This window comes from Marinobacter sp. M-5 (assembly GCF_032911545.1).
GTDB classification, from domain to species: domain Bacteria; phylum Pseudomonadota; class Gammaproteobacteria; order Pseudomonadales; family Oleiphilaceae; genus Marinobacter; species Marinobacter goseongensis.
This window is the reverse complement of record NZ_JAWJEK010000001.1, coordinates 1690406-1709495: the sequence shown is the minus strand read 5'-3', so window position 1 is coordinate 1709495 and position 19090 is coordinate 1690406. Positions and strand designations below refer to the sequence as shown.

The 19090-nt window shown below is 56.4% G+C and carries 15 protein-coding genes; 7 read left to right on the top strand and 8 right to left on the bottom strand.

Going from position 1 to position 19090, the window contains the following annotated elements:
* Nucleotides 1-3 precede the first annotated feature (3 nt).
* Entirely contained in the window at nt 4-1206 is a 1203-nt protein-coding gene (locus tag R0125_RS07805; protein WP_317237736.1) for an alginate export family protein, read from the bottom strand.
* 476 nt (nt 1207-1682) lie between these two features.
* Between R0125_RS07805 and R0125_RS07800 the strand changes: the two genes are divergently transcribed.
* Together R0125_RS07800 and R0125_RS07795 are read left to right on the top strand one after the other, a co-directional pair.
* Nucleotides 1683-2093 carry an ACT domain-containing protein gene (locus R0125_RS07800; RefSeq protein WP_248181240.1) on the top strand — a complete coding sequence of 137 codons (411 nt, stop codon included), beginning with the start codon at nt 1683-1685 and terminating at the stop codon, nt 2091-2093.
* 31 nt (nt 2094-2124) lie between these two features.
* Complete coding sequence (locus tag R0125_RS07795) at nt 2125-3777, top strand: protein adenylyltransferase SelO (protein ID WP_410797579.1); 1653 nt, start codon at nt 2125-2127, stop codon at nt 3775-3777.
* Between the two features lie 915 nt (nt 3778-4692).
* On the opposite strand, the gene R0125_RS07790 is transcribed toward R0125_RS07795, so the two are convergent.
* The 5 genes from R0125_RS07790 to R0125_RS07770 are packed head-to-tail and all read right to left on the bottom strand — an operon-like array spanning nt 4693 to nt 10695.
* Nucleotides 4693-7731, bottom strand: a complete 3039-nt coding sequence (locus tag R0125_RS07790) for an efflux RND transporter permease subunit (RefSeq protein ID WP_072678648.1) — start codon at nt 7729-7731, stop codon at nt 4693-4695.
* The gene (locus R0125_RS07785) at nt 7728-8780 is read right to left on the bottom strand and encodes an efflux RND transporter periplasmic adaptor subunit (protein ID WP_072678647.1); all 1053 of its coding nucleotides are present in this window, start codon (nt 8778-8780) and stop codon (nt 7728-7730) included. The genes R0125_RS07790 and R0125_RS07785 overlap by 4 nt, the downstream gene beginning before the upstream one ends.
* A gap of 37 nt (nt 8781-8817) precedes the next feature.
* Complete coding sequence (locus tag R0125_RS07780; protein ID WP_091642674.1) at nt 8818-9720, bottom strand: alpha/beta fold hydrolase; 903 nt, start codon at nt 9718-9720, stop codon at nt 8818-8820.
* A complete protein-coding gene (locus R0125_RS07775) occupies nt 9710-10213 on the bottom strand; it encodes a PaaI family thioesterase (RefSeq protein ID WP_091642677.1) in 504 nt (167 codons plus the stop codon). The genes R0125_RS07780 and R0125_RS07775 overlap by 11 nt, the downstream gene beginning before the upstream one ends.
* Entirely contained in the window at nt 10210-10695 is a 486-nt protein-coding gene (locus R0125_RS07770; RefSeq protein WP_091642679.1) for a PaaI family thioesterase, read from the bottom strand. Before R0125_RS07770 ends, R0125_RS07775 begins: the two co-directional genes overlap by 4 nt.
* Before the next feature lie 258 nt (nt 10696-10953).
* Here R0125_RS07770 and R0125_RS07765 point away from each other — a divergent pair, with 258 nt between their 5' ends.
* Entirely contained in the window at nt 10954-11568 is a 615-nt protein-coding gene (locus tag R0125_RS07765; RefSeq protein WP_091642682.1) for a TetR/AcrR family transcriptional regulator, read from the top strand.
* A 69-nt stretch (nt 11569-11637) separates the two neighbouring features.
* On the opposite strand, the gene R0125_RS07760 is transcribed toward R0125_RS07765, so the two are convergent.
* On the bottom strand, nt 11638-12681 hold the full coding sequence (locus tag R0125_RS07760) for an AraC family transcriptional regulator (protein WP_091642684.1): 1044 nt from the start codon (nt 12679-12681) through the stop codon (nt 11638-11640).
* A 129-nt stretch (nt 12682-12810) separates the two neighbouring features.
* On the opposite strand from R0125_RS07760, the gene R0125_RS07755 reads away from it, so the two are divergent.
* From R0125_RS07755 to R0125_RS07740, 4 genes are all read left to right on the top strand, one after another.
* Complete coding sequence (locus R0125_RS07755; RefSeq protein WP_091642688.1) at nt 12811-13131, top strand: 2Fe-2S iron-sulfur cluster-binding protein; 321 nt, start codon at nt 12811-12813, stop codon at nt 13129-13131.
* Nucleotides 13132-13145: 14 nt separating this feature from the next.
* Nucleotides 13146-14558: a cytochrome P450 gene (locus tag R0125_RS07750; RefSeq protein ID WP_091642690.1), complete on the top strand. Its 1413-nt coding sequence runs from the start codon at nt 13146-13148 to the stop codon at nt 14556-14558.
* Nucleotides 14559-14575: 17 nt separating this feature from the next.
* Complete coding sequence (locus tag R0125_RS07745; RefSeq protein ID WP_227663913.1) at nt 14576-16213, top strand: GMC family oxidoreductase; 1638 nt, start codon at nt 14576-14578, stop codon at nt 16211-16213.
* A gap of 88 nt (nt 16214-16301) precedes the next feature.
* The gene (locus R0125_RS07740) at nt 16302-17552 is read left to right on the top strand and encodes an NAD(P)/FAD-dependent oxidoreductase (RefSeq protein ID WP_091642696.1); all 1251 of its coding nucleotides are present in this window, start codon (nt 16302-16304) and stop codon (nt 17550-17552) included.
* Between the two features lie 832 nt (nt 17553-18384).
* Here the strand turns inward: R0125_RS07740 and R0125_RS07735 are convergent.
* A complete protein-coding gene (locus R0125_RS07735) occupies nt 18385-19056 on the bottom strand; it encodes an OmpW/AlkL family protein (RefSeq protein ID WP_091642699.1) in 672 nt (223 codons plus the stop codon).
* Nucleotides 19057-19090 lie beyond the last annotated feature (34 nt).

The following is a 19090-nucleotide window of genomic DNA, read 5'->3' as shown; positions in this document are numbered from 1 at the left end:
GTGTCAGAAGGTTGCGCCCAGGGTGAGCCACAACTTGTCGGTATCCACTTTACCCGCCGTGCTGTCGCCGGCGGCGTAGGTGGCGTACTTGATGCCGGCGGCGTAATGCGTCGCAAAACTGCGGTTGTAGGCCAGGTTCCATTCATCACCAAGGTCGTCAACCGCCGCTGACGACTCGTCAGCGCTGTAATCGTGATAGGCCATCGCCCATTTTCCCCCGGCGAGTGGTCCGCTGACCGTCAGTGAGGCATCCTGCAGCCCCACAACCGGTGTAGCGAGAAACTGGTCAGCCCAGCCGTTGTGGGCGTGCAGGGTGGCCAGAGGTGTGGAGAACCCGTAGGCGCCATCGTCTGAACCGAGAACTTCATAGGCCAGGGCAACGGTAACACCCTGAATGCCAACGCCGGCTTCAACCTTGTAGTAATCTGCATCAAAATCACTGGCGGCAGCTTCCGATTCCTGGGTGGCGTATTCCAGCGCGTAAATCAGGTCGACGTCGCTCACACCGTATTTTCCGGTGTAGCGCAGGCCGTAGGTGTCCAGGGAGTTATCCGCACCTTCATCCACTTCGAGCAAATACGCATAGCCGCTCAGTTTGCCCAGGGGGGTCTGGTAGCCCACATTCAGCAAATGATCCTTGCTGTTCAGGTCGCCCGACTCCGCAAAAATGCGATTGCGTTGATTCAGGAAGGCGTAATCCACGCTAAGGTCCGAGGCTGGGGCATAGCTCAGACGCAGTGCATCAAACGTTTGTCGATCCTGCCTCCACCCAACGTGCCCCACGAAGCGGTGGTTGTCGAATGTGATGACCTGGCGACCGAGTTTGGCGGTTACATCGTGCCGGGTGTACTGGAGATAGGCCTGATCCACTTCCGTTGTTTCAGGGTCTGCGATAACTGAATAGTCGGGGTTTTTTCCCAGGGTATTGTTGTATTCATCCAGTCCGGCAACGGTTCGTGAGTCCTCAAACTCCAAAAGTCCTGAGAGACCGTGATAGGCGCCGGTTTTGTAACCCAGGCGGGTCCGAACGGTGAGTGCGTCGGCGTCTTTGAGCGCGTTATCCTGCTCGACAGACTCATAACGCAGACGGATATCACCGGAAACGATGCCACTGCTCAGTGCATCGTGAAAGTTCTGATCCTCCGCCGTAACGGTCGTTGACAGCAGGAGAGTGCCGCCCAGCAGCCACACAGAGTGCTTTTTCATGATTATTCCTCGTTGTCCATAAGGTCTTTGGGATGAAATTGTGGTCGCCGAGCGGTAAAGACCTATCCGCGCTGTGCCGGGGTCTGATTTTTCTTATAGGCATAAAAAAACGCCCATCGATCGGACGTTACTCCAATCGATGAGCGCCTTTGCTCTGTATGACCAGTTCGCCGTAAAAAGGGTTTCCTTCAACGGCAGTTAGGTGACAGCAGTTTTCGCGCCAATCTATTGATTCTGTTCCTAACCTACTGAATATGATGAGATATGCGATTAGGCGGGTAGCGGTCGCTCAGGCATTGATGCGCCGGTTGAGTACACGAAGTCGGTTCACCCGCTCACCTGTGCACCGTTAAGGATCATTGTCGAAGAGACTGTATCCGTCGAGCCATCGGCTGCTTGGTATTGTGGGCATGAAGAGTTAGTTTGATTTGCTGTATGCTTTCCTTAACACCATTCGGCTAAAAGGGTAGTCAGCGATGAACCGAACGCAGTTTCTTCAGGATTTGATCACACAGCTCTCGCCAAGACTGGATTCGACAACTTACGTCTACTGCACAGTGCCACGGGCACAGTACGGAGAGCTGGATAAGCTGAAGCCGATTGTCAGCATCGCCGAACTGGAGGGCCTGACCCTCGTGATTCCGCTGGAACAGGCCAAAGCCGAGGGCCTGGATTACTACAGGATTTTCCGCCGCATCACGCTCGAGGGCCACTCCAGTCTTGAAGCCCTGGGGCTGACCTCCGTGGTGACCAGCCTGCTTGCCGAGCGAGGCATTACCACCAACGTCATTGCGGGGTTTTATCACGACCATATTTTCGTGCCCAGCGATCGAACTGATGAGGCCATGGAGGCATTGAAGGATCTTGCTAGCAAACCCAACGGTTAACACGGTCGCGACCCTCGACGATCTCGCAACCTTGGCAGACTATTCCCTCGTGGACACGCTCAACCGCGATCCTGAGGGAAAAGCTGACGGGGCTGACCACGAGCCACGACAGGTCTTCTCGGGGCACTATGTGCCGGTCAATCCCACGCCCATCGAAAACCCCGAATACGTCGCGCACGGGACACATCTGTTTCGCGAACTGGGTTTCGCCGACGCCATGGCGCGGTCCAGCGACTTCGTCCGTATGTTCTCCGGTGACTTGTCCCGTGTTCCGGAGCCGCTTCGCAGCGTCGGGTGGGCTTGCGGCTACGCATTGTCCATCTACGGCAACGAATTTTACCGGCAATGCCCGTTCCAGACCGGCAATGGTTACGGCGACGGTCGTGCTATTTCGGTGTTGGAGGCGGTCGCCAACGGGCAACGTTGGGAAATGCAGTTGAAAGGGGCAGGGCGCACACCCTATTGCCGGGGCGGAGACGGACGGGCCGTTCTGCGGTCCAGTGTCAGAGAGTTCCTGGCTCAGGAGCACATGCACGCGCTCGGTGTGCCCACCTCAAGGTCTCTGAGCCTGTATGTGTCGAAAACCGAAACCGTCAGGCGTCCATGGTATTCAGAGGGCTCACGCTCAATAGATCCCGATATCCTTGTCTCCGATCCCGTTGCCATTTCTACGCGTGTGGCACCGTCGTTCATCCGGGTAGGGCAGCTTGAGCTCTTTGGTCGTCGTGCCCGCAAGCTGGAACATCCGCAGGCGATGGAGGAGCTCGAGAAGATTGTCCTGCACCTGATCGATCGTGAGTACGGTGGCGTTATCGATCCGTCACTGACTACCGCCGAGAAAGTGGTGCTGCTGGCACGTGAGTTCCGCAGTCGGCTGACGTCGCTGGTGGCGAACTGGATCCGGGTTGGCTACTGCCAGGGAAATTTCAACAGCGACAACTGCGCTGCGGGTGGTTTTACGCTCGATTATGGGCCCTTCGGATTCTGCGATGTGTTTGATCCGCACTACCAACCCTGGACGGGTGGCGGTCATCATTATGCATTCCTCAATCAACCAGCCGCGGCCGAACGCAACTTCCACTCGTTTTGTTCGGCGCTCCGGCCATTAGTGGTAGAGCACCCGGAGTGTCTGCGGCAGCTGGAGGATATTGAGAGTGAATTCCCTCAGGTGATGCAGGCGCAGATGGAGAAGATGTGGGCGGCCAAGCTCGGGCTTGATGCGTTCGATGCGGATTTGTTCCGCGAGTTGGCAACGCTGATGATGCAAACGCGTGTGGATTACACCATGTTCTTCCGGGAACTCTCGCACTTACCAGATAACGTTGAGCCACTCAGGAAGAGCTTCTACGAGGGCATGACCCATGCTTCGGACTCCCAAGGTCTGGGCAAGCGCTGGGCGGCATGGCTCTCACATTGGCAGTCGCGCACGCGACCTCGCTCTCGTGAGGCGCTTTCCAGTCAGATGAAGCTTGCTAACCCGAAGTTCAGCCTGAGGGAGTGGTTCGTTGTGCCGGCCTATCAGCAAGCGGCCTCGGGTGACTACGCATTACTGCGGGAACTGCAGAATGTGATGACGCAGCCTTACGCTGAGCAATCGGAGGACATTGAGAAGAAATACTACAGGTCAAAGCCCCCGGAGCTCTTTGACATGGGCGGGTCATCGCACTACAGCTGTTCGTCGTGATGAGGCCAGTGGGCGACCACACCAAGCAATGAATTCAGCGTCGTGATAGCGGGAATCGAAGCCGTCTCCAGTAAAACAGAGGGTGAATAGGTCAGGTTGGCTGGGTTCGATCTGACGCCCGTCGCTGTATAGCGCAGATATCCAGGTCCAACCCTTCATAGTGAGGGACATGCGAGCCGGATCGGCTTCGCCCTCAAAGTCATGCTCCACCACTCCAAAGCTTAAAGAGTCGGGATCAAGCTTAAGCAAAACATTCTTAGCTATTGACGGCTGCGCTGACATTGGCCCACCCGGAGCGCGGTCAGCATAGCTCACGACGATGACATTCTTGTGGCGTGGATCCTGACTGAGTTCTGTCGTCTGTGGCGCGATGCGATCGCAAGGTATCCATCAGCAGTATTTAGCGCTGCCACGACGTAGAAGAACGTGCCTGAGCCGCCTGATTCCTGGGTCAGCAGATAGGCCTCCGTCGCCTCGGCAAGGAAGGGGAAGTCTAGACGACCACACAAAGCACTAAACTTCCGCCACCGTATATCAGTGACTTACCCTCCAAAGTCCACACAAAGTGCTAAACAAACTTAAAGCAGATTCGAGAATAGGGCGCTCATTCCGTTTTCCACACAAAGTGCTAAATTCGGCGTCCGACCCGGAGTTCGGAATAGTCTCACTGGAACGGAAAGATTCGAGGCAAGCAACAAGCCTTGTTGGCAGGGGACGCAATTAAACAAAAGCGGACATTCAAGTTAGCCTCCGCTCAGGGCCGACGAGCAAATCACTTATGCTTCATACAGCCTAATTGATGGAGCAAATCACGGACGCCAGACGATCACATGGAAAGGAAGCTGGGTGCAGGTCAGGGGTTTCAGCTAGCTTTGGGATGCCTGAACCAGTCTAAACTGTGGGGCCGATCTAATCTCAGCGTTCGTTCTTTAATCGAAACCAAAGGGCATAAAGCGCCGGCACAAACAATAGCGTGATCAGAGTGCCGACCGCCACGCCACCGATAAGGACATAAGCCAGCGGCCCCCAGAACAGGTCAAAGGTCAGAGGTACAAACGCCAGAACGGCCGCCAGGGCGGTGAGTACCACGGGGCGGGCACGTTGGACTGCCGCTTCGACAACGGCTTCCCGGGCAGCCATTCCTGCTTTGAAGTTGTCCTGCACCTGCTGCGTCAGAATCATGGTATTTCGCATCAGGATGCCGCCCAGGCCAATCAGCCCCAGCAGCGCGGTAAAGCCAAAGGGTTGATTAAACAGCAGCAAAGCCAGCACAGCCCCAATCAGCCCCAGTGGCGCGGTGGCAAGAACAGTCAATGTGCCGATAAAGGAACGCATCTGAAGCATGATAAAGATCAGCATCAACGCCAACATCACCGGTTGTAATGTCTGGATTGAAGCATTGGCTTTGGCTGATTGTTCCACCGTACCGCCGATTTCAATACGGTAACCCTCCGACAACTGTTCGCGCAGGCCCGTCATCGCACTCCATATCTCCTTGGTGACATCCGGTGGCTGGGCACCTTCTACATCGGCCTGAACGGCCAGGAAGGGGTCACGGTTGTAACGCTTTATGACGGGGTCCTCGTAACGAACCTGCCACTTGCCCAGTTGCTGTACGGAAAGTTTGCGGCCGTCGCGGGTTTTGATCTCAAGATCTTCCGGCATGATCACTTCGCCACGTGCATTACGCGCCACCAGTTGAACGCTCCTTATGCCCTGGCGCAGTTCGGTGACGGCCACTCCGCGGAGTTGGAACTGCAGTTGCCGGGCAACCTCTGCCGGAGTCAGGCCCATCCAACCCAGATTTTCCGGATCCATATCAAGATAGAGAGTGGGCACACGCTCATCCCATTCGAGATGCGGCATGACGATGTTCGGATGCCCGGTCATGAGAGTGCGGATCTGGTGCGCGATCTCTCTGAGTTGATCGGATTCCGGACCCAGCACACGAAAACTGACCGGCCAGACCACCGGGGGACCGTACAGCAAACGCGTCACCCGCACTCGTGCCTCCGGAAATTCACCCGCCGCGATTCTGGTTTCCAGCGCCGAGATGATGCGATCGCGCCCTTTAACGTCCTGCCCAATGGCAATCAACTTGGCAAATGCCGGGTCCGGCTGCTCGGGGTTGGCCGATACGAAGAATCGGGGCGCACCGGCACCGATGTAAGCGGAAAGGCTTTTCACCTCCGGCATGTCCATCAGAATCGCTTCCAGGCGTCTGACACTTTGATCCGTGGTGGCAATAGCGCTCCCCTGCGGAGCGTAGACACTGATCAGAACTTCGGGGCGATCAGAACTGGGAAAAAATTGCTTCTGCACCTGGGTTGCCATCCCGAAAGCACTGATCGCCAGCAAACCCACTGTGATAAAAACGACGGTTTTCCGGTACTGAACACACGCTGTGATCACCCCACGCAACCGCTGATAAAACGCGCTTTGGTAAAGGTCCTGGCCCATATGCCCGGTGTAATCGGGCAAGAGCTTGACGCCCAAATAAGGCGTAAAAGTTACCGCCACCACCCAGGAAATCAACAACGAAAAAGCCAGCACCCAGAAGATGTTGCCGGTGTATTCTCCCACTCCGGACTGGGCAAATCCGATGGGGACAAATCCGGCCACCGTCACCAGCGTACCGAACAGCATGGGCGCGGCGGTTACGCTCCAGGCATGACTGGCTGCCCGTACCCGGTCCCAGCCGCTCTCCATCTTCACGATCATCATTTCAATGGCGATGATCGCATCGTCCACTAACAGACCCAGTGCGATAATCAACGCACCCAGGGTGATGCGGTCCAGGTTTATGCCCGCCATTTTCATCAACAAGAAAGTCAGGCCGAGGGTCACAGGAATCGCAATGCCCACCACCAAACCCGCGCGCAGACCGATCGCCAGTATGCTAACCCCCATCACCACGACCAACGCAACCAGAAACTTGACCTGAAAAAGATCAACCGCCTGAGTGATGGCTTCCGCCTGATCGGTCAGGGTCTGTATTGACATTCCCAGCGGCAGCCTGCCCTGTTCGGTACTGACAAACTCGCGCAGCCGCGCGCCAAATTCCAGGCCATTTTCACCCGCACGCATGACCACACCCAGGAGGATCGCATCCTCACCGTTGGAGCGGACGATGTAGCTCAAAGGATCTTCATACCCTAAACGCACCTCGGCCAGATCAGATACGGTAATAAGCTGGTCGCCGATACGGAGAGGTACTGAGGTGAGGCGCTCAAGGTCAGACAGGTCGATGTTGCTGCGGACATAAACCCGCGGGCCGGCAAGATCAACAAAGCCAAGAGGCTGAAGACGGTTGTTGGCCTCTATCGCCTGCAACACCTCTTCTGCCGACAAACCGAGGTTGTTGAGCCGGTCCTGATCAAATTCGAGATACACCCGCTCAGGACGCTCCGCCAGGAGCTGTGCTTTTTGCAAGCCGGGCAGCCGTTGCAGGCGATCCCGTATCGATTCTGCCTCGCGGGTCAGTTCACGCATTGGCATCCCGGGTGCCGTCAGCGCCAGCAGGGAGAAATACACATCCGCGAAATCATCGTTGACGATGGGGCCGATCACACCCTGGGGGAGGTTGGGTCGCTCATCGAGCATGCGCTTGCGGACTTGATAGAAGAGGTCCGACACTTTTTCACTCGGAGTAGAATCCAGGAATCGGATAACCATGGCGGCCTGCCCGGGCCGAATGGTTGTCTCAATATTATCGAAATACACCACCTCCTGGATTCGCTTTTCCAAACGATCCACGACCTGGTTCTGCAGCACCTCGGGGGTTGCCCCTGGCCAGACGACAGAAACCACCATCGCCCGGACGGTGAACGCAGGGTCTTCCGCCCGACCCAGGGACGAGAACGCGTAGAAACCGGCAACAACGGACAGCAAAAGAAAAAAGAGGGTGACCGAACGCTCGCGCACTGCCAGCGCGGAAAGATTCGGTAAGCTCATTGAACCAGCTCCCGCACTGCCATGCCAGGCGTGAGCAGGTGTGTCCCCAACGCGACGATGGGCGTTCCCGCCTTGATGTCGACCTTGATCTTCGCATACTCCTCACCCAGATCGATCACCTCGACCGCCAGGGGCGTTACCGTGCCGTCGGAAACCAACCAGATCTGCGGCGTTTGCCCTCTCTCATCCAGGGCACCCAGCGGTACGCGATGGCTGGGGGCGGTTTGCTTCTGCGCTAACCGCACACTCACCACCGACCCCAGGGTTAAAGACGAGGGGTAGGGCCCCTCCAGGCTGTATCGGGCACGCCAGCTCCGGCTTGCGGGGTCGGCAGCCCCGGCAATCTCTCTCAAGCTCACAGCAAGCTGTTCGCCATTGGGTAAAGGGACATAACCGCGCATGGACGGGTTACTGCCCTCTGGTAAAAAAACCTCGACTTCCAGCGATTGATCTTCGGCCAGAACGGCAAGGGTTTGTCCGACACCCACAACCTGGCCAGGTTCAACGATGACCTCAGTGACCACGCCTGCATGGGCGGCTTTCAGTTCCGCATACCCCAGGGCATTCTGAGCCTGCTGATTGCGTGCAGAAGCGGTTTGCACCTGGCTGCGCGCCTCACGCTCTGCCAACTCAAGGCGTTGCAGGGTTTGTTCGCTGACAAACTGATGCGCCACAAGTTGCTGCTGGCGCTGGAGTTCATTGGTGGCAATTGCCAGGGCCGCTTTTGCACGCTTAAGATCCACGGCGGCGACCCCTGCGGCTGCCACCAGGTCCCGTGTATCGAGCTTGAACAGTAAGTCGCCTTTTTCCACGCGCTGACCGGCATCGATATAACGATGCTGAATCCGACCGGCGATCTGAAAGGCCTGAGGAACTTCGTGGCGGCCTCGCAGGGTTCCTGAAAATCTCTGCGCTGTTGGGCCGGCGTCCTTTAGTTCAACTGTTTTTACCCAGGGGATAGGGGCGCGGGCATCTGGGGGCGGTTCCGAAGACTGCTGACAACCAGACAGCATGAGCAGCGAGATAAACAGGGTCAGCATACAGCGCATGGCAGGTGTCCCGATTGGCAAAATCCAGATTTGAGTATCAGCTCTCACGGTAGCCGGACAAAACAAGTTGCAGGATGGCATCGCGAACGGTTTCCCTCCGCTCCATAGGCAGAAAATGAGTCGCCTCGCCGAGGACATTTACGTCAGCCTCAGGCAGCAGGATCTGCAGGCGTTTTCGCGCGGCCGGCGAGAAGGTTGACCCGCGTTCCGCCGCCAGCACGATAACCGGGCACCGCAACTGACGAATACCGGGCCAGGGGTTGTGTTCGGTATGGGCAAAAGTGGTGCTCTCCCACTCCGGCGCACACGCCAACTGAACTTGATCTTCCTGCGGTTCGAAGGCGTGCTGGATATAGGCTTCCAGCCATGCTTCGGGCCAGGTCTTGAAGCCACCGCGGCCCCGATAGTTGTCCAACGCAGCAGCGTGCGAGTCGAATACCGGGCGCCGACGTGCGGCTCCGGCGGCCAGTGACAACCGATGTGACTGGCGTAGCAGCTTGGCCAGCCACAACCTCAGGCCCTGCCCCGGATCCATGATTACGGGTTCCGCCAGAATCAGGCCCAGCACTTTGTCTGGCCGTCGGGCAGCGGCCATGATGCTGGTGGTGGCCCCAATGGAGTGGCCGGCAAGCCAGACCGGCTCATCCAGGCTATCCAGCAGAGCGGTCATGTCGCGATAGTAGGTTTCCCAGCCCCGGAATGTCGAAAAGTTCGCCGCACCGGCGCTGGCCCCGTGCCCCCGCATGTCCCAGGCCAGGACATTGACGTCCGTGGCAAGCTCATCAAGGAGGGGGCGGTACAGGCGGCCATGGAAACCCGTTGCATGCGCCCAGTGCAACGTGGGGCGCGCTTTGGATTGCGGCCAGCGCCACAGGGCGATCTCCGCGCCATCCGGCGCCTGGAATTGGTCGCGTTCAGGGTTGTTGTGCTTATTGTCCATGAAGATCTGCTTCTTTGGCCGCCATTGTCGGGAGCAACAACTGAACCTGACCGCTGGCGATCGGCTTGCGCTTATCGCCCTGCCAGCAGGTCACCCGGACCAGGCTGCTCCGCCTGCCTTGCCGGACAATTTCGGCGCTGGCGAACGTCGATCGGGCCTGCGCGGAGCGGAGGTAGTTAATGTGGCTGTCGAGAATGCGTGGGCAACGTTTGTCTGTATCCTGGCGTTGCGCAGCGACCCGCGCGGTAAGCTCCATCAGGGCGCCAAGCACGCCGCCATGGAGAGCAGGTAGCATAAAGTTGCCAATCAGCGCTTCACGACACGGCATATGAACCACTAGACCTACATCGTCGCGTTGAACCTCAAGACCAAGGTGCCGTGCGTAGGGAGTGCGCTCCAGCAGGGCCTGCCAGTCGGAACATTCTTTCCCGCTTTCTTGCCCGCTTTCGGAAGGGCCTGAGATGGGTTGTGCCGAATCGCCAGTCGTACTCATGCGCCCTCCTTTTTTCGTCCACCGGCCTGAAATTGCTGGCCCTGGGTGTTGCGCATGAAGGTGGCGCTTGCCGTCGCTAACAGCTCACTGTCACTCTCGCTGAGGATGTCGCAATGGATGAACGCGACCTCGTCCGTTAAATGACGACAGGTGGCCACCGCTACCAGGGCACGGTCGCCGCTGGCAGGCCGCAGATAATCCATGCGCAGATCCAGCGTGGCAATGGGCATCAGCTCCAGGGCCCCCGCAAATACCGCCAGGCCTCCGGCGGAGTCTGCCAGTGAGTAGAGCACGCTGGTGCAGATTTCTTTTGTATCCTCTTCGGCGAACATCCATGGCTGTGGGGTCAGGCGCATACAGACCTGGCCCTTATCGACAGAGACAACCTGCATACCCAGATCCCTGCCGTGGGGAACCTGTTCGGTGAACTGCCACGCCGTCGTCACAGCGTCACTGTGCTGAGCTCTGTTCGACTCCGTCATCAGATCTGCCCACCCCGGTTTGCATTTCGCGCAGGGGTGGAAGTGGGGGGAAACAGCTGATTTTGATAGGTCATTGCCATGTCAGTTTCTTCCGAATAACATTGTTGCTGGATTTTGGTTGGTTAACCAACCAAATGTCAAGAATCTGTTGTGGCAAATGGCACGCCACCCGTGCGATGGCGCACCACCAATGCAATGAGTCAGGTGGTTGCCGCTCTGATGAACAAATAGCTGGCTTGCTGAGGAGATGTTTAAGCCATGGTTAACAGACAGATGACTCCTGCAAGCAAACTGGGCGACCAGGGCGACGTTTTGTCTAACGCAGCCCGGCTTTTTCGTGAGAAAGGCTTTGAAAGGACGTCGCTCAAGGAGATTGCCGAGGCCTGCAATATGCTGCCCGGAAGTCTGTATTATCGTTACAACAGCAAGGAAGCGCTGCTTGTCGAGCTGATGCGCCGGGGGGTGGACCTGGTTACCGCAGAGGTCGAGTCGGCTTACGCCAGTTCGGATGACCCGGTTGAACGGTTGCGTCTTTGTATCAACGCGCATCTGCGAGCCCTGTTGGTCGATTCGGACGCGGTTTACGTGCTGCTGTTTGAATGGCGAGCGCTGGGCCCGGAGGCCCGCGAGGAAATCATCGAACTGCGTGACCAGTACGAGTCCTTGTGGGCCGATATCCTCGAAACGATGATTGCACAGGGCGTGATCCGGAAGAATGTTGACGGCCGTTTGCTCCGCCTGATCGGCCTTGGGGCGCTCAACTGGGTTGCAACCTGGTTCGACCCGAACGGGGCTCATTCACTCGACGCCATTGGCGACTTGATCTGGCAGATCGCGATGGACGGTGTGATCAATAAAGGGGGGCAGGCATAGGTTCTGGCTTCACAAACGCAAGCAAGTAGCCTCTGTTTATGATCGCTAATCATGCGGATGCACGGTTTGTCATCTGACATTTTGCCTGAACTGCTCAGGCGACTGGTCAAACCAGCGCTTGAAGGCGCGTCTGAAATTGGCAATGTCGTGATAGTTCATCAACGCGGAAATGGCCTCGATTGACAGTTGGCTTTCACGCAAATAGGTCGCTGCCTGCTGGGACAGAATCTCGTCGCGAACTTTCCGAAAACCGCTGCGTTCCTGCTTGAGTTTGCGTGCCAGAGTGCGTTTGCTCATGAACAACGAGGCCGCTGCTTCGTCTTCACTGAGCGTTCCGGGCGGTCGGGACAACATCATCATCTTCAGCTGGGTCTGATAGCTCGGTTGATCCGACTGAAGTTGCACAAGCATCGATTCACACTGTTGCAAGGCCAGACGATAGTTTTCGTGATTGGCGGACGCATTCGGTTCCCGACACAATGACATCGGCAACGTAAGTTTTACCTGATCGCAATCATAGTGAATCTGCCCGGATAAAAAATCGGCATACATTGCCTTATACTTTGGTTCAGGATGAGCGAAGTATATTTCAGCCTCATGCAAAGGGCGACCAATTATAAATTCGCCAAATTCAAAAAGGGCCTTAATCATCGCATCCGACAGGCACTGCTGTATGTCATCGTCCAGCGACTCCTGATAGTCCAGAATACACTCCAGGCGCTCGTTGACTTGCTGCAAATGCAGGTGGATGAAGCTAGCACGCGTGGGCAGAAAAGTATGAATCGCCTGCAGCGCAGTGAGAAAGTCGGGGCTGCTGTAAGCAACGAACCCCATTGCTCCATGGGTTGCCGGTGTCAGTCGCTTGCCGAGCCGCAACCCGAATTCCGGCAGGCCGGACAAGTCCAGTGCGTTGCGCAGAATCCGCATCTGCTGAGCTGCGGTAAGCAGGCTTTCCTCACTCAATAATTGCGCCACACCAAGCCCGGTGCCGAGCAGCAGACGTGGCAGTTGTTTGGCTGTTAAATCAAGCTCACGCGCAATTAGCCGTGAGTAATTCGATGGAATACCTGGACCGGTTTTTTGCAAATCACCCGCCTTCTGCGTCGTCATCATTGATCATCTCCGTCCTGAACGACCACTATTTTGTCTTTAAATGACTCTATGTTGTCAAGAAATGACCTGACAGAAGTATCGCCAGACAGCCAATATCTATCGGTGAATACTACGGGCAGGAGAACAACAATGGGTAAGATTACTTTTATAGAACATGATCAAACTAAACATGTCGCTGAGTTCAAAACTGGTTCCTCGGTAATGCAAATCGCCGTTGACAATCTGATCCCCGGTATTGACGGGGACTGCGGGGGGGAATGTGCCTGTGGCACCTGCCACGTCATCGTCTCGGACGATTGGTTCAGAAAGACAGGTACGCCTGGTGGTGAGGAAGAGCAAATGCTGTCAATGACCCCGGAGCGGGAGAGCACTTCGCGCCTGGGCTGCCAGGTGGTCATTACTGATGAAATGGACGGCATGACCGTGCATTTACCCGAGTTCCAGATGTGAACATAGGAGGACGCATGCCAACACTGTCTAAAACATTTGACGACATTCAATCCCGAGTGATCAATGCTACCTCCAGGGTGGTACCGATGCACAGGCAGATCCAGGGGCTGAAACTGTTAATGAGCGCCAAGAAGAAGGCCTTCGGCCCACGCCGGCCGGTGCCCGAATTTGTTGAATCAGTCATCCCGGACGTTAACACGCTGGCCCTTGAGGACATCGATGTCAGCAATCCATTTTTGTATCGGCAGGATCAGTGGCGCGCCTATTTCAAACGGTTGCGCGATGAGGCTCCGGCGCATTACCAGAAGAACAGCCCCTTCGGCCCCTTTTGGTCGGTGACTCGCTTTGAGGACATCATGTTCGTAGACAAGAGTCACGACCTGTTTTCCGCCGAGCCGCAAATCATATTAGGCGACCCTCCAGAGGGGCTGTCGGTGGAAATGTTCATAGCCATGGATCCGCCAAAACACGATGTGCAGCGCAGCTCGGTTCAAGGCGTGGTGGCACCGAAGAACCTGAAGGAAATGGAGGAGCTGATCCGATCGCGTACCGGCGATGTGCTTGACAGCCTGCCTCTGGGCCAGCCCTTCAACTGGGTGCCCACTGTATCGAAGGAACTCACCGGTCGCATGCTCGCAACCCTTCTGGATTTTCCTTACGAGGAACGTCACAAGCTGGTTGAGTGGTCGGATCGGATGGCCGGGGCAGCATCGGCAACCGGCGGCGAGTATGCCGAAGAAGAGATCATGTTTGACGACGCGGCTGACATGGCCTGGTCCTTCTCCAGGCTCTGGAGGGATAAGGAAGCGCGCCGCGCGGCGGGCGAAGAGCCCGGTTTCGATTTGATCAGCCTGCTACAGAGCAACGACGACACCAAAGATCTGATCAATCGCCCGATGGAGTTTATCGGCAATCTGACGCTGCTTATCGTTGGCGGCAATGATACCACTCGCAACTCAATGAGTGGTGGCCTGGTGGCCATGAACGAATTCCCAAAGGAGTTCGAAAAACTGAAGGCAAAACCGGAACTGATTCCGAACATGGTGTCGGAAATCATCCGCTGGCAAACGCCGCTGGCCTATATGCGCCGAGTCGCCAAGCAAGATGTTGAGCTGGGCGGCCAGACCATCAAAAAGGGCGATCGCGTTGTGATGTGGTACGCCTCGGGCAACCGTGACGAGCGCAAGTTCGAGGACCCCGATCACTTCATTATCGATCGCAAGGACGCACGAAACCATATGTCATTTGGCTACGGTGTTCACCGTTGCATGGGCAACCGCCTGGCCGAATTGCAACTGCGTATCCTATGGGAAGAGATTCTCAAACGCTTTGACAAGATCGAAGTCGTCGGCGAGCCGGAGCGCGTGCAGTCCAACTTCGTGCGGGGCTATTCGGAGCTGATGGTCCAGCTGACACCAAAAAGTTAATGAACAGGCTAACCAGGATGACGACCGAACAATTTGACTATGTCGTGGTTGGCGCGGGCTCGGCCGGATGTGCTGTCGCCAGCCGCCTGTCGGAGAGCGGTCGCCATTCTGTGCTGCTGCTTGAAGCCGGTCCGGAGAGCCGCCGCAACCCTTTCGTGAACATGCCGCTGGGTTTCCTGCAGCTAATGTTCAGCCGCCGCTACAACTGGCAGTTCAATACCGAACCGCAGCGTCACATGCACGACCGGGCGCTTTTTCAGCCGCGGGGCAAGATGCTTGGCGGTTCCAGCGGCATGAACGCGCAGGTCTATATTCGCGGGCATGCCCGGGACTACGACGAGTGGGCACGGCTGGGGTGCAAAGGGTGGTCATACGCCGAGGTGTTGCCCTACTTCCGCCGATCGGAACATTTCGAGCCCAAACTTACGCCGAATGAGGCAGAATTTCATGGTCAGGGTGGTCCGCTGAACGTTGCCGAGCGCCGCTATACCAATCCGCTGAGCACGGCGTTTGTCGAGGCGGCGACCCAGGCAAAGTACCGGCTCAATACAGATTTCAACGGCAGTGAGCAGGAGGGCGTGGGCTTCTACTACGCCTACCAGAAAGACGGCACACGCTGTAGCAACGCGCGGGCCTATCTCGAACCCGCCACGGCGCGTTCCAACCTGACGGTTTGCAGCGGCGCGTATGTCACCCGGGTGCTACTCGAAGACACCCGCGCCACCGGTGTCGAATACCGCGATACAAAGGGGCTGACGCAGGTCCGTGCCGGGCGCGAAGTTGTGCTCTGCGGCGGCGCGTTCAACTCGCCGCAACTGCTGATGCTGTCCGGGATCGGTCCGCGGGAGGAACTGTCCCGGCATGGCATAGAACTGCGCCATGCGTTGGGGGGCGTCGGGCAGAATCTTCAGGATCATATCGACGTGTTCGTGCGCGTCAGCGCCCGCAGCCGCCAAAGCATCTCGATGCATCCGAGTTACTGGCTCAAGGGGCTGTGGGGCGCTCTGACGTATCTGAGCGGCCGGCGGGGCGTGCTGTCGAGCAACGGCGCCGAGGCCGGCGGGTTCATCCGCTCCCGGCCCGAGGAGCCGGTACCCGACCTGCAGCTGCACTTCGCGCCAATGCTGTACGACGATCACGGGCGAGACCTGAAGACCGCGATGAGCGGTTATGGCTACGCGGTGATGATCTACGGGCTCAGGCCGTCGTCGCGCGGGCGCGTCGGTCTGCACAGTGCCGACCCGTTTGCCGCGCCGCTGATCGACCCCAACTACATGGCCGAGTCCGCCGATGTCGAGCGACTGGTGCGCGGTGTCCACCTGGTGCGCAAGATCCTGGCGCAGGCGGCGTTTGCCCCGCACCACGAGGTTGAGGTCTTGCCCGGGCCGGCGCTGCAGAATGACGACGATCTCGCCGCATGGGTACGGCGCAGCGGTGAATCAGCGTACCACCCGGTTGGCACCTGCAAGATGGGTGTTGATCCGATGGCGGTGGTCGATCCGCGCCTGCGCGTGCATGGCCTGCAATGCCTGCGGGTGGTCGATGCCTCCATCATGCCGACGCTGGTCGGCGGAAACACCAATCAGCCGGCAACCATGATCGGCGAGAAAGGTGCCGCGATGATACTTGAGGATGCCGGGGAGATGGTCGGCTGAGCTCCGCGCGCGCGGGCGTCACAGGGCTCAGTTGGCATCTGGACTTCTGATCAATCTGATTCCAAAGAACAGTAGAAAGAGACAGGCTATGGCAAACCAACAGAAAGAGACGACAGTCATCGTTGGCGGCGGGCACGCAGCAGGTGCGCTCCTGACAACCTTGCTGCAAAAGAAATATCAACATGAAGTGGTCCTGGTGGGCGAAGAGCCACATCCACCCTATCAGCGGCCGCCCCTGTCCAAGAACTACCTGGCAGGCGAGGTGGATCAGGAGTCGCTGTACCTCAAGCCGCGCTCGGTGTACGAGAACGCCGGCCATCAGTTGCGGCTCGGTGTACGTGCCGAACAAATTGATCGGGACAACAAGACCATCAGTTTGTCGGACCAGAGCACATTGAAATACGATCGACTGGTCCTGGCCACGGGGTCACACGTTCGACGCCTGAACGCACCCGGGGCTGACTTGAAGGGCATTCATTACCTACATGACATAGCTGACTCGGATGCCCTGCGTGAACAACTGGTTCCGGGGAAACGCTTGGTCATCGTGGGTGGTGGTTACATTGGCCTTGAAGTGGCATCCAGCGCTACCAAAAAAGGCGTTGATGTCACGGTACTGGAAGCGGCCGAGCGTCTTATGCAGCGTGTAACAGGCCCGGAAATGTCGGAGTTTTTTTACACCAAACACAGTAACGCTGGCGTGGATCTACGCCTGAACACGGCGGTAACCGGTTTCGAAGCTAGCGATCAGGGGCATGTGGCTGGCGTGACATTGGCGAGCGGCGGCACTGTACCGGCCGACATAGTGCTCGTTTCAGTGGGTGTGGCGCCAGAAACCGCCCTGGCTGAGGCCGCCGGCCTGCCCTGTGATGACGGCATTATTGTTGACGAGTTTACCCGCACAGAAGATCCAGCCATCCTGGCGATCGGCGACTGTACCCGCCACCGGAATCTTTTCTTCGAGAAGATGCAGCGCCTTGAATCTGTCGCCAACGCGGTTGATCAGGCCCGGACAGTGGCGGCAACCCTGATGGGCGAGAAGAAACCCTATAATAGCGCTCCATGGTTCTGGTCGAACCAGTATGACGTGCGTCTGCAGATGGTGGGGTTGTCGCAATATCATGATCAGCGTGTGCTGCGCGGAAGCCCGGAAGACAAGGGATTTGCGGTGTTTTATCTCCGCGACGGCTGTGTCATTGCTGTTGATGCGGTTAACCTGCCCATCGCTTTTATGGTCGGCAAGACCCTCGTTCAACAACGCAGGCAGGTCAATCCTGAAATGTTGAAGGATCCGGATATTGAACTGAAGTCCTTGGTGAGCGGTCAGTCCATAAATTGAAATTGACGACCGAGTAGAGCTGTGCCCTTAGTTTGCCCAAAATTGCGAAAGCAATGCACAACTCATACGGCCTATGGATATCATATCCTACGACCGACAGCTTTCAGTGAGCGCAAAGAATGCGTGAGCCACAACCGGCGGAATTTCCCGTAGCCAGACACATTACTGTTGCTCTGGTAAACCGAGAGCACCATAGCGGTGAAATAATTCTCTATATATCCCACTAATAACCTCACCTTGCAATTACCGACGAAAATATGAACTTGATTTTATCCACAAAGATAAAGCGAAGTCTCTATCGGCCATTATGGGTAGAGGTTCCGATCACTCAATCCTTCATAAGCAACATCGCCCATTCGGTGTCGACCTCTTGTTTTGGTTCATCTGAGCATATGCTTTTTCATGCGGATGGGTGGTGGCAGCCAAGACAGGGCTTTTCAGACTGCAAGCTTCAAGCGGTGTGTAAATCAAACACAGTAAGATTCCGGCTTATTGATGGTGGACATCAAGAACCGATAGTTACGAGCGGTATTAATGTTAAGACACTTGCTCGATTAAATGAAACTTGCGGGACTACTGAAAAGGTTTTCTATAGTAAGGACGTGCCGGTCCTGATGGCTATATACTACTCGACTAAACGATACGAGACCTTTAAATGATGTATAAGGCTGGGGCTATATACCTAAGGAAGATCTGAATAACCGCTGGTTTTTGCCCCTTTTCCGCAATCTTGGCGGAAAAGGGGCGCATTGGTCTTACGCTGCAGGTTTTTTATCAATCAGCAGGTTGCTGAAAGCGACCAGCAAATGCAGACGGTTGGTATACTTGGCATTTAAAAGCGATATGCGACTCCGATGCTCACGATAGTGGGGTCCACTTCCACTTCTGCCTGAACAGGGGCCGGGCCCAGGTTACCGGTGATATCCGCCTTGAAGGGTGCATATCTAACGTCAAAATTTGCCGACCAGTTATTGTGTATCTTCCAGCGAAAACCAGCCTGAACCGCAGGGGCCCATGTATCTTCGACGTCGAAGTCGGTTAGTGCGCGATCCTTTTCATCTAAAAAGAGAATCCGTCCTACACCCGCTCCAAAGTACGGAGAGAAGTTGCTACCCGTCAAGACATGATACTGAAGCGAAAGAATTACCGGACCATAATCTGTTTGACCAAGAAAAAGACCGGAGAGAGACTCTTCGCCCTGGAGGTCCGCACTAGCGGGAATGCCGCCAAAAATGTTGAATGCCAGCTGATTACTCAGAAAATACGACACGTCGAATGATATGGTCGTATCGTTGTTAATAGACAGGTTGGAATTTGGAACGGGGGCACCCCCCGCAGAGGCTGATCGCAAATCTTCATCGGTTAGAACTCTAGTGGCATTCAGCCCAACCACCCAGTCGCCTCTACTGTAAACCGGCTCAGATTGAGCGTTGGCCAGGCTCGCAGCAAGTGAAAGTAAAAGGAACGCCACTAACGAGACTTTACTAATTATTTTAGGTTTCATTTTTTTATTATCCTTTTTGGTATTAAAACAAATT